Origin of the sequence: Pseudoxanthomonas sp. PXM02, from assembly GCF_014851805.1 — a bacterium.
In the GTDB taxonomy this organism is placed as follows: Bacteria; Pseudomonadota; Gammaproteobacteria; order Xanthomonadales; family Xanthomonadaceae; genus Pseudoxanthomonas_A.
In genome coordinates this window covers 1,797,174-1,807,917 of record NZ_JACVAK010000001.1, presented here as the reverse complement: position 1 = coordinate 1,807,917, position 10,744 = coordinate 1,797,174, and the positions used below count along the sequence as shown (strand labels likewise).

Genomic DNA, 10,744 nt, shown 5'->3' with positions numbered 1-10,744 from the left:
GAACCCATCCTTGCACGCACTTCAGGAGGCGGATGTGAAGGATGCAGCGCGGTCGCGAACGCATCGCGATCGACTCCACGTCTCGCGAACGAACGAAACTGCTAAGTCGGCATCGGCGTCAGGGTAAAGAGGAAACCGCGCGCATCCAGCATCGCGCGCAGGCGTTCCTCGGCGGCAATGCGATTGAAGGTACGCCGCACCCAAAGGCCGTAACACGGACGGCCACCCTCCGCACTGCTGCCCGGCTGGACACGACGGCTCACACGGACATCCATGGATTCGCACGCGGTCGCCCAGATGACGCGCAGGTCGTCCGGGCCGATGGATTGGCGAGTACCCAGGTGCAACAGGAAGACCTGCCTCTGTTCGCGTCGCATGGGGATCCCCTCGGCCGACTCGCCCGGTCGCGCCGGCCTAATGCCTGAAGCCTGGCCAGTCGGGATGGCGGGAAGCCTCATACCACTGCTGCGCACGCGTCATCGCTTCCGGTTTGGAAAGATCGGCTTTGGCGAAAAAGAACCAGCGTACGTCGCTGTCGGGCCTCTGCTGTTCATGGATCAGGCGATATGCGTTGACGCGGGTATCCCGTTCCGGATCCAGCAGTGCGTCGATGGACTCGACGCTGTGCGGCGAGATGACCAGCGAGATGCTGCTCACGGCATTGCTCCCAAGGCCACCCGCGCAATGGCAGGGCGAACCTTGGTGCGGCGCTGCGAGTCCCTTCTGCCCGACCAGAAATGCCATTCCTTCCTTACATGCTGGCGAAGTAGCACTGCCACGCGTTGAAGGACACCAGAGCGCGCGATCGCGCGGGGCGTATCGCCAGCATCCGCCTGGATAGGCCAACCTTCGTTCTCCGCGCATTCCACTGCGCGATCACTCATGAGGTTGGCCATTCGCTGGAATGCGTGGAGGCCAAGTACTACGCGATGTCCCTTGGTATTCATAGCGGCTCCCGATCTTGTGCGAGCCGGCACACTGCGGGCGCGGACGCTAACCAGCATCGGAATTCCGCGTCCCCCGACGCTACCACGTAACGCACTACAGAAATCGATTATCTGACAGCCGGACGTCACGCCGCACTAACAGCAGCAAGCGCACCGTCGGCAAGCTACGATGCAATACCGTATCGGCTGCTCAGCCGCGCAACACTTCCCCTCGATCCTCCGCATTGAGCTGCACTTGGCATACGCCAGGTCACGGCCTTGGCCGTTCATTTGATCTCCCCGAGGTCTTTTGCAGGAACAACCCATGGAAATGCAACGGAAAGAAGAACTCGCACAGCGAAACCTGTTGGGCACGCTGAGGAGCAACAGCACGTTCGGCACGTTCATCAATGCGATCGACAAGGCGGGCCTCGCGGCTTCCTTTACGGGTACGGACCAGTACACGCTGTTCGCCCCGACCGATGAAGCGTTCTCGGCACTACCGGCCGGCACGCTGAAGCGACTGCTTGAGCCAGGCAACAAGGACGAACTGGCGTCCCTCATCAACTATCACGTCGTTACCGGTCGCAAGACCACGACGGATGTGGGGAAATGGCAGTCGGCGCGCACCGTGCAGGGGCAGAATGCACCGGTTGAAGTCGCCGAAGGGCAGCTGAGTATCGGCGGCGCACAGATCACACGATCGGACATCATGGCCAAGAACGGCGTGATCCATGTCATCGACAAGGTGAACATCCCGGAAGCCAAGCCTCACTGAAGGTGGCTGCACCGGAATGCAGGCGGCGGGGAGCGATCCCCGCCGTTCTCGTGTGCAGTCGGTTCAAGCCGGCGCCACGTCATGGCGACCAAGCCCAGCCATCCCCATCTATACGACACGGATTCGCCAACATGGATAACCTCAGCGCAGCCAGCGCCCTTATGGCGAGAATTTCCCACCAACTAAGACCTCCTGGTACGACCACGATGTCTCCCTGCAGCCGTTGCTGCAGACCGAGCCCCGGTGGCCAGCCTTGCGCGCGTTGCCTCACCGACGAACTGGGAGGATCGATCAGTAACCAAGGAGCCGCGCTGAGGTGGCTCGAATCAACCAAGCAGGTCATTCAAGACGAGCAAACGGTGCTGCGGTACGCCTCGCAGGTCTAGCGTGCGGTCGCGATCCAGCCGAGTCCTCAACCGTTATCCCGCGCCAACTTCACGGCAGCACGCTCTGCCGACTCGGCAGATGTACTTGGATCGCGTGATGACATCCACCCTGGCGCTCTCATTGGTGATACGGAACACGGCTGCCGCCCGCCTATAGCTCGCTCCCGGAGGGGGCGGCGTTCTCTACGGTCTGGACCCTGCCTTACGCGTTGCGTCCGCTTTAGATGGCGGCGCGATCATCGAGTTCTCCATGCCCCTTGATCGTCCGATTCAACAAGAGATCATCGCTGGCTGGGCGTAATTCTGTACAAAGTCGTGTGTCGGCTTCTGGCCGGAAGCGGACATCAATTGGACACGGGCCTTACGCGCGGCTCTGGCTAGAGCTCATTCGGTTCCTGCCCAACTCGATCGCCCTTAGGCGGAGATGCCCAACTCGCTGGCTGTTAGCACACCAGGCAACCATTACGCTCTGCAACGTCAATAACGGCAGTCATTCCGGAGTTGAACTCCAAGTAGTCGGCCTCTATGCCATCGCTGAAGATCACACCATAGCCCGCCATCTGCGACACAAGCCGCAGGGGCTGCTCGCGGGTGACCTTCCCGAACACAAGGCCTGTTTGCGTTGTCCTACTTGGGAACGGCTCGCGAACCGTGAAGTGCAGATGGTCGGCGTCCCAAGGGAAACCTTTCTCGCGCAGTTCCTTGATAGATCCTTTCATCGACTGTCCAGCAATTCCCGCTGCGCCCGCCAATAGGCTACGAAACCATCCTGTAGAGCCGAGTCCGGTCGACACGATTAGCCCGCTGGAGGAGTGCGTCTCGCTCCGGCCACCGACATGAACTTCGTACCGGGCGGACACATGTGAGCGCGGACCAATGAACAGGTCGTTGACCGCGTGCAACTCTTGGCCGTCGCTTAGGCGCGCACGTGCCATCGTGATGCTGCGGGTTGGCCGCGTTCCGGTCTGAGCGGCGAGCGTGATCGAAGCGAGGTCACATACTTTGAATGGCAGGAGCACACCGTCCCATCTTGCTGGATCGGGATTCACGCCGATTACCGGCTGACCAGAGAGGTATTTCAGGGTATTGGCCACAAGGCCATCCTGTCCGAGAACGACCACCAAGGCTTCGGGAGGGAACAGGAAGTTGGGCAGGAAGCTGCGATCGAGCTTCTGCACGCGACCAAACCGGCGCAGCGAGGTTTCGGCAGTCAGCACTGCTTGCTGATAGATGCGGTCCTCGGCCTCGTAGTCGCCGAAGTCCGCACCCAGGTGCTCGATGTAGAAGCGTGCCTGCTCAACCGTGTTGAAGCGGACTGTCAGCTCTTCGAGGCGGGTTTTGCGGACGATTAGGACGATCCGCTGGCTCAGCGGCTCCATGCCTTACGCCCGTGCCGTGGTCTGGCCCTTGGCAGCAAGCTGTTGCAGGAGATCAGGCGTGATGTTGAGCTCGCCGATGCGATCGGCGTTCTCCGCCAGGCCTTGGAAGGCCATCGCGATCAGAGCGCTGGGATCAGCATTGCCGACGTTCAGTGCCTGCAGCACCTTGGGATCGACGCCCTGCACGGCCTTCATCACCGCACCGACGGCATAGGCCCTCGCGTCGGCTTCCTTCTGTGCGTTTTCCATGCGAAGGGCAGTTAGCGCCTTGTTCTTGTCCTCAAGGGCGATGCGCCCGGCCATGTCCTCGTTCTGGATCTCCTGACGCTTTTGCTGTGCTACGCGCTCTGCTTCCAGCTGGGTCTCGCGGATCTGGCGCTTCTTGGTCTCGACCGCGATCTCGGTATTCAGCTCGTTCTCCTTGATCGCGCGCTCTTGCTCGATGGCGGAGTTTCGTCGCAGGTAGGTCGCGTCATCGGCCTGCTTGAGGATCTGCTCGCGCACCGTGGCTTCCAAAGCACGCGATGTTTCCGGATTGGGTCTCACCGCCAGCACGGCCAGGTTCACGAGCTCGAGCCCCAGGCTGGACAGTCCTTCCGGCTGACGTAGACCGTCACGTACCGTCTGCACAAGGCGCTCGGATGCGCGAAGCAGGTCCTGAAGGGTCTGTCCTTGCAGTACGGATCGAAGCTGGACCTGGACAGCGTTGACTACACGCTGCGGAACCTTGGTCGGATCCTCCGACACGTACTCACCATTGGGCTTAATCGTGAAATTCATGAGGCTGGCAAGTGTCTTCGGCTCGGTCACGCGATAGGTGACCTGACCCTGCACGGTCACTTGCTGGAAGTCGCTGCTGACCTCATTAAACATGAAAGGTACGTCCACGCTTTCGAGCGGGACCGAAACTAGTGAGGCATTGGGAGCGAAGTAGAAGAAGGCGAGGCCGGTGCCTTCGCGAACCGGCTGCCCGTTTCGGTACTGGATGACGTAAGTGCTGGGACTAGCCTTGACGTAGCGCAAACCAAACATGAATCCTCCTTGTCATGAGTCGATAGGTCTAGGACCTAGATTTTGTTCAACTGATGAAGCTTCGCGCTGCTTTCAGAATTGGACTGGGAGCACAGCTGATCTAACTGTCCTCCGGCCTGGTCCACTGCCGCTAGTGCGCAGTAGCCATAAAGGCTCCAACCCCTGTAAAGAGTTGCATAAGCAAAAAAGATGCCGAGGATCACAAGAATCTTTAGCCAGATCGGGCCAGGCGCGGTAAGGGCCAAGACATACATCAAGAGCCAGTGCACTCCGACAACAGTAGCCATGGCCGGCGATAGTGCCCTAGCGAGTACTGATCGGCGAACGAACGCTTTGTTGCTGCGAGTCCGCACATCGGTGTTGAGCACGATCAGCTGAAGGTTGGACATGCTTACACCGGCCTGTCTGGCTCTCAGTACAACCTGCCTGACTGGACTAGGCGCTGGCCGCCAGAAGGTGACCGCGAATTGCATTCGCCGGTATCGCTCAGTCTCACGTCGCGCCGCCAACGAGTTCTCCCCAAACTGGTTTAGCACCCATTCGAGGCGCCTTTCGGCGACGTAGCGACAGGCCCGACACCACCATCGGCCAGAGAAGACTTCATCCAAGCCGGTTTCGATCGCGGAGATGCAGCGCCTGAGCGAGGTCATGCGACCAGGGCCCCTGAGACGCGTGACTTGATCTCCTCCAGACTTGCGGACGAGTGTTCGTTCTGTAGCAGAGTGAGCAGGAAGTCGAAGAGACGCTCGCGTTCTTCAAGCGGCAAGACTTGCCCATCTGCGTTACGGGCGAGCTCATCGACCGCGCGGAACGCGGAAACGTAGACGGATCTGGGAAGGGCGTTACCGGTGCCTGCTACAAATCGTGCGCCATTGATCAGAAACCACACATCGACGCCGCCTTCCTTCAGCCTCATCAAGTAGTTCATGTCCGGCACTCGAGCATCCTGCTCGTACAAGTGCTGACTCACGCGCTTGACTCCGCCTAGCTCGGCGAACTTCTGCTGGGTCAGTTCGAGCCGGCCCCGTTCTTGGCGGAGTCTGCTGCCGAAGCTCATTTCGGGTCTCCGGGCCTTGCGATGACGAGGAAAGTCTACTATAAGGATCAGAATATGTATACAAATGAATACATATGTTCCCAATACAGACTACTAAAACGCCTCTGAGAAGTGGTGCGCAGGTTCGCTCAGAATTTGCCCGGAGGGGCTTATCCATTAGTGGCTGGGCGAGGCTCCACGGCTACTCCGCCCAACTGGTCTACGGAGTGCTCACCGGTCGTAATCAGGGGCTACGTGGCCAGAGTCACGAAATTGCCGTGCGGCTGGGGCTTAAGCACGGCTTGATCGGGCGCGTCAGCGAAATTGACGCACTTGTGCAGGGGGCGCCGAATGAAGGCGCACATTCACCTCGCCAGGGAGGTGACCCCGAAACTTAACCCGTCGGATAAAAAGAAAGCCGCCTCGGCTAAAGGCGGCTATCTGGCGTGACTTGATTGCTCAAGCTGCTCGCTTGCTGGCAGTCTCCACTTCTGCCCACATGCAAGTCAAGCCTCCGTCGAATCTCTTTCTCGATGACTTGCTCCAGCGAGGAGCTTGGGGGCGCATGTGCTCAGAGGGATCGTTGCATACAGGTACCGTCCGCGTGCACTTGATGTCGACCACCCCGGGCGGTCGACATGAACTTAAACATCGCAAAGCTTGCGGCTGCGATCCGGGAGGGGCGCGGCATAGGGACGGGTGACGCATATCGGCCGTGGATTCAGATCACACGGCGTACATCGTCGCCCTACTCGAACCTCAATGTTGGCCCTGTGCCGCACCTCAAAAGGCTGACGCACTTCTTGTCACGTGCCGAGCGTCAATTCGCGCTCTACCTGTGGTGGCTGGGTGCTGAAGACGTCCGGGAACAGTATCCGCTCTGGCCTTGGCCCCACTTGCACCCGGAAGTGCAGATCGCTCCGCAAGCTGAAGACAGACTTCACCCGGGCATGCAGTTCGTCGCAACTGAGGCGGACATTGCTCTGCGAACCTATCCGGGCACCACCATTGCGCACGTCCTTACCATCGACATGATGGTGACGGTGCCGGTGTCGATGAACCCCGCACGCCTCATCGGAATTAGCTGCAAGCCGGAATCTATCGTAGGCGCGGGCTCGCCGACGGATCGAGATATGGAGCGGATCGAGTTAGATCGCCGTTACTGTGTTGCAGGCAATATCCCATTCCGCTTAGCGCATCCGGAGCAGCTGCCGCCGAAGCTTCTGGTTGGACTCCATGCCATATCGCCGATTGAACCGCGTTCCATGCTGATGCAGCTCGTACGCGCGGCACCCTACCTCAAGTACGTTGATCTGCTGCAACGCACGGCGTACGACCGACCTGCGTGGATTGCCTCCAAGGAAGCTGGCAACCGAGTCGGATGGTCGACTCCTGAGGAGCAGCGCGCATTCCACATTTCGATTTGGTACCAGCACGTTGACCATGACGTCTCAAATGGCCTCATAACCACAAGGCCTCTGGTTACCGGCGGAATGGCCTTGCGTGAGCAGGGGCGGCAGCGGTGGTTTGGGGAGGGCGCGTGACGCTACGCGAAAACACTGTCATCAAGCCGGGCATCGGCCAGTCCTTAATCGGGCGTCCGCATCGCGTGCTCTTGATCGACCACAAAGCTGCCATCGCGGCGATCATCGAAGTTGCAGGGCTCAAGAACGACGCAGGCAAGCGGTCCAAGTACGCGCGCGGACCAAAGGTTGTCGATCTTGCGGCTCTGGAGGATGCCCACAAAGAAGGGCGAATCGTCGAAACGGGATATCAGCCTCCAGGCCACTGGTCCATGCTCGACGAGGAGTATCTGGATACTGCTCCCACAGAAAAGGAAAAGAACAAGCGGGAGCGACGCCTCGAGCAGCGAGATGCCAGTTGGCGCCTGCTTGCGCCGATGCTCAAAGGGACGCATGTGCGGGACATCGCACGGAACCCAACCGCGCTGCGCGCCTCGATCCTGAGGCAAGCCAAGGAGCACCAGCGAAATCCAAGCACCATCTACCGACTTCTGAATACATACCTGGCAAGTGGTGGCGTCAGGAATAGCCTGATCCCCGACACCCACCGGCGCGGCGGTCCCGGTGTCGAGAAGGTGCACCGACGGAAGCTCGGTAGGAAGTCGCGGCTTGAGAAGGCTGGCAAGGTCGTCGAGGGAAGCTATGTCCTCAAAGAAGAGGACAAGGTGAAGCTTGCGATCGGCTATCTCCTGCAAAGCAAAACCACAAATGAATCGGACGCATATCTGCTGACGTGCGGGGTCCATTGGTCAGCGCTGAAGGAGGATGGAACCCCAGAACTCTTCCCGATCCATCAGCGGCCGACACAGGCGCAGTTCCGCTATTGGGGGCGCAAACTCAACCAGTTGGACGATCGCAAGCGGCGCATCGGTTTGGATCGTTTGACCGTGCAGCCAACGCCGGGAAGCACGCAAGATCAAGTGTCCACTGTTGGCCAGATGGCGATGCTCGACTCCACGACCAACGATGCCTACCTGACGTCCATGTTCTCGCGGCTCAGGAAGCTGCCGCCGATGCACATCACGATTCTGAAAGAAGTTCGATCGACTGTCGTGATCGGCTTCTATGTGGGTTGGGAGTCGCCAAGCACTTGGACGGCCCATCAGGCGATCTTGTGCGGAGCGGAGAGTAAGGTCGAGATCTGCGCGCGATTCGGAATCACGATTGCCGATGAAGATTGGCCATCGCTGCTCTGCAAGTTGATCATCGCCGACAATGGGGAGCTGAAGTCAAAAACCACAACAGCCGCGGAGGAGGAGTTTCGCTTCGCTGTGGAGTACACCAAGTCCTGGAGCGGGCAGAGCAAGTCGGACGTCGAAACGCAGCACCACACCCATCACAAAGAGCTAAACCACAAGTTGCCGGGGACGACACGCGGGAAGCGGCGGGAGCGCGGAGAAAGACATCCAGCATTGGAGGCGATATGGAACTACGCCGAGTACATGCACGAATTCCTGCTGATGGTCATTGAGTACAACAACGAGGAAGTGGCACGCCTGGCGCCCACGGCAATGCTGGAGGAGGGCGTGCGGCCTACGCGCATCAACATCCTGAAATGGATGATGGAGAAGAACATGCGGGCAGACCTTCCGTACGACTTGGAGCGGCTGCGGGCCTTCACCATGCCGCCAACCAAGGCCGTAATGACCAAGCGCGGAATCAGGCTGCTGATGCCAGATGGACGGCGCCATGTCCCAGACCTTCGGTTCTACGCGCCAGCATTGCAGAGCTCTGCTCAGTTCAAAGAGGCGGTCGCCAAAGATAGCGCGGTGAGCATCACGATTCGACAAAGCGAAACCGACACTAGTCGTGTCTGGTTTGCACTTCCAGATCAAGGGCTGACCAGCATACCTAACGTCAGTTCCGATGTGGACATGAAAGAAAGGGGGACCGTCGTCGACTTCGTCCAATGGGTCGAAGAGCGTGATTTGGTCAGGGACGTACAACGGGGTGACGAGGATCAGAAGGCTTTGAGTAAACTTCTGCGTCGTCAGGCGACAACGAATCACGGTAAGTCCGAGCTGACGAAAGAGCTCGCGGCGCAAGAGAAAAAGCCCTCACAGAAGAGCATGGTAGGCGGCTTGCGCAAGAACCGTGACGAGGAAATGCAGGCGCTCAAGTCGGCGAGCGGTCCGAGCGCAGCTGCAGAGAAACAAGCCTTACCTACGGACGCTGTGGAAGCTGTCGTCGAACGTGGCGATGCTGCATCCGAGGCCATGGAGGCCTTCATGAAAGAAGTTGCTGCATGAGCAACCAGCGACGCGATCATCCTGAGTTGGCGTTGGGTCCCAATCCCCTGCTCGAGGCCCTCGCTCCGTTCCTGCCGGTGAAAGATATTCCAGCGGCGCTTCGAAGGGAGCCGCTAGCCAATGTTGACTGGCGTAGCCTGCCACCTGAGCAACGGGAATCGCTTCTAGGGCTCTCCGATGATCACTACTGGCCAATATCTCCCCATGTGCATGTGGCTGCTGAGATCCAACTTATGCTTCGGTCCGGATTGATGCAAAGGAATCCAATGTCCCTAGAGGAGCAACGCCGCATCAACATGCTGGCGTTGGCAGACAGTGTGAACAGAGTTCAACTCCAATCCCTGAGAAAAAGGGCTGGGGGCTCAGTCTTGGCGGCAATCACGGGGCTGGGGAAGTCGACGCTTGTAGAACGCGTGTTGTCGGTTCTGGCACCTCAACAGTTCGTCGTCCATAGAGAAAGGCGGGATTGTGGCTGGTCGGTACTCACGCAAGTGACGTATCTCATTGTGAATGCGCCTAGCAATGCGACAAGGAGGGGATTATTCGCGGCAATCATCGGGGCGCTGGATGCACTGCTTAGCACAGACTACGCGGCAGACCTAAAACGCCAGAAGAACCTCGATGAGGCCATGGTGTTTGTGGCTAAAGTCCTATCGTTCCACAGAGTCGGATTGCTGGCCATCGACGAGAATCAGCCAAACACGCTGGCAGAGAACGTGTGGGGCGACGAGTTCATCCAGTACTTCCTCGGATTGATGAACCTTGGTATTCCGGTTCTTTTGATGGGGAATCCGTTGGCATTTAGCGAACTAGATGCGAGTGCGCAGTTGCTCCGTCGATTTGTCACGCATGGGTGGCATGTCTTGAGTCCCGCGAGGCAGGGTGCCGACTCCTGGTGGTCAAATCAGTTTCTACTTGGGGCGACACGATTCACCCTCTGCGAGGAAGCTCCTTCGATCGATGAGATACAAGACGCAACATCTGGAGTAGATGGGGGGATTCCGGGCACATTCGTGGCCGTCTGGAAGGAGGGGCAGAAGATCGCACTGCGTCGAGCGGGGGGCGCCGCTCGTCTCACAGTAGAAGACCTCAAGGCCGCCGCCTCGAGTCCCAACGTCGCGAAGCTCCTGGAAATTGCCCGAGCCGTATCAACCGGAAATGCGAGCTCCAGGTTTGATGACATTCCTCAGCAGCCAAGGGCACCAAACCAAGGAAGCATTGGGGGCCCGATGGCGACGAGGCCGGAGGAAGCTGGCCAAGCGTTGAGCCGAATTTCACGCCAGGTCAAACAGCAAGAATCGAGGAAACAGAAGAAGAAGGAGCAGGATATGGCTGCTCGGAAGAATCTATCTGAGGATGACCTTCGGAGAGGTGCGGATGCACATGCTAGGTTTGCCGGTGAGCAGGCGCATCAGGGTGAGCTCGACATTTAAGA

At 59.0% G+C, this 10,744-nt stretch carries 10 protein-coding genes; 4 read left to right on the top strand and 6 right to left on the bottom strand.

All coding sequences use genetic code 11. The features are described from left to right. Positions 1–101: 101 nt before the first annotated feature. Entirely contained in the window at positions 102–377 is a 276-nt protein-coding gene (locus IB225_RS08670) for a hypothetical protein (RefSeq protein ID WP_192310763.1), read from the bottom strand. 37 nt (positions 378–414) lie between these two features. Further along, positions 415–657 carry a hypothetical protein gene (locus IB225_RS08665; RefSeq protein WP_192310762.1) on the bottom strand — a complete coding sequence of 81 codons (243 nt, stop codon included), beginning with the start codon at positions 655–657 and terminating at the stop codon, positions 415–417. Between the two features lie 594 nt (positions 658–1,251). On the opposite strand from IB225_RS08665, the gene IB225_RS08660 reads away from it, so the two are divergent. Then, on the top strand, positions 1,252–1,704 hold the full coding sequence (locus IB225_RS08660; protein ID WP_192310761.1) for a fasciclin domain-containing protein: 453 nt from the start codon (positions 1,252–1,254) through the stop codon (positions 1,702–1,704). 829 nt (positions 1,705–2,533) lie between these two features. Here the strand turns inward: IB225_RS08660 and IB225_RS08655 are convergent. The 4 genes from IB225_RS08655 to IB225_RS08640 form a co-directional block, all read right to left on the bottom strand. After that, the gene (locus tag IB225_RS08655; RefSeq protein ID WP_192310760.1) at positions 2,534–3,469 is read right to left on the bottom strand and encodes a sugar kinase; all 936 of its coding nucleotides are present in this window, start codon (positions 3,467–3,469) and stop codon (positions 2,534–2,536) included. Positions 3,470–3,472: 3 nt separating this feature from the next. Further along, positions 3,473–4,501: an SPFH domain-containing protein gene (locus IB225_RS08650; protein ID WP_192310759.1), complete on the bottom strand. Its 1,029-nt coding sequence runs from the start codon at positions 4,499–4,501 to the stop codon at positions 3,473–3,475. A gap of 35 nt (positions 4,502–4,536) precedes the next feature. After that, positions 4,537–4,890 carry a hypothetical protein gene (locus IB225_RS08645; protein ID WP_192310758.1) on the bottom strand — a complete coding sequence of 118 codons (354 nt, stop codon included), beginning with the start codon at positions 4,888–4,890 and terminating at the stop codon, positions 4,537–4,539. Positions 4,891–5,147: 257 nt separating this feature from the next. Beyond that, positions 5,148–5,558: a helix-turn-helix transcriptional regulator gene (locus IB225_RS08640; protein ID WP_192310757.1), complete on the bottom strand. Its 411-nt coding sequence runs from the start codon at positions 5,556–5,558 to the stop codon at positions 5,148–5,150. A gap of 617 nt (positions 5,559–6,175) precedes the next feature. Between IB225_RS08640 and IB225_RS08630 the strand changes: the two genes are divergently transcribed. From IB225_RS08630 to IB225_RS08620, 3 genes are read left to right on the top strand one after another with little or no spacing between them, the layout of a single operon-like run. Continuing rightward, positions 6,176–7,081, top strand: coding sequence for a TnsA endonuclease N-terminal domain-containing protein (locus IB225_RS08630; RefSeq protein WP_192310755.1), 906 nt, complete (start codon positions 6,176–6,178; stop codon positions 7,079–7,081). Further along, positions 7,078–9,309, top strand: a complete 2,232-nt coding sequence (locus tag IB225_RS08625) for a hypothetical protein (protein ID WP_192310754.1) — start codon at positions 7,078–7,080, stop codon at positions 9,307–9,309. Before IB225_RS08630 ends, IB225_RS08625 begins: the two co-directional genes overlap by 4 nt. Then, on the top strand, positions 9,306–10,742 hold the full coding sequence (locus IB225_RS08620) for a TniB family NTP-binding protein (protein WP_192310753.1): 1,437 nt from the start codon (positions 9,306–9,308) through the stop codon (positions 10,740–10,742). The genes IB225_RS08625 and IB225_RS08620 overlap by 4 nt, the downstream gene beginning before the upstream one ends. Positions 10,743–10,744 lie beyond the last annotated feature (2 nt).

Excerpts from the sequence above, each read along its gene's own strand:
- IB225_RS08630 (WP_192310755.1), top strand. The coding sequence starts at position 6,176 with ATGAACTTAAACATCGCAAAGCTTGCGGCTGCGATCCGGGAGGGGCGC.
- IB225_RS08670 (WP_192310763.1), bottom strand. The coding sequence starts at position 377 with ATGCGACGCGAACAGAGGCAGGTCTTCCTGTTGCACCTGGGTACTCGC.
- IB225_RS08660 (WP_192310761.1), top strand. The coding sequence starts at position 1,252 with ATGGAAATGCAACGGAAAGAAGAACTCGCACAGCGAAACCTGTTGGGC.
- IB225_RS08620 (WP_192310753.1), top strand. The coding sequence starts at position 9,306 with ATGAGCAACCAGCGACGCGATCATCCTGAGTTGGCGTTGGGTCCCAAT.
- IB225_RS08655 (WP_192310760.1), bottom strand. The coding sequence starts at position 3,469 with ATGGAGCCGCTGAGCCAGCGGATCGTCCTAATCGTCCGCAAAACCCGC.
- IB225_RS08640 (WP_192310757.1), bottom strand. The coding sequence starts at position 5,558 with ATGAGCTTCGGCAGCAGACTCCGCCAAGAACGGGGCCGGCTCGAACTG.
- IB225_RS08645 (WP_192310758.1), bottom strand. The coding sequence starts at position 4,890 with ATGTCCAACCTTCAGCTGATCGTGCTCAACACCGATGTGCGGACTCGC.
- IB225_RS08650 (WP_192310759.1), bottom strand. The coding sequence starts at position 4,501 with ATGTTTGGTTTGCGCTACGTCAAGGCTAGTCCCAGCACTTACGTCATC.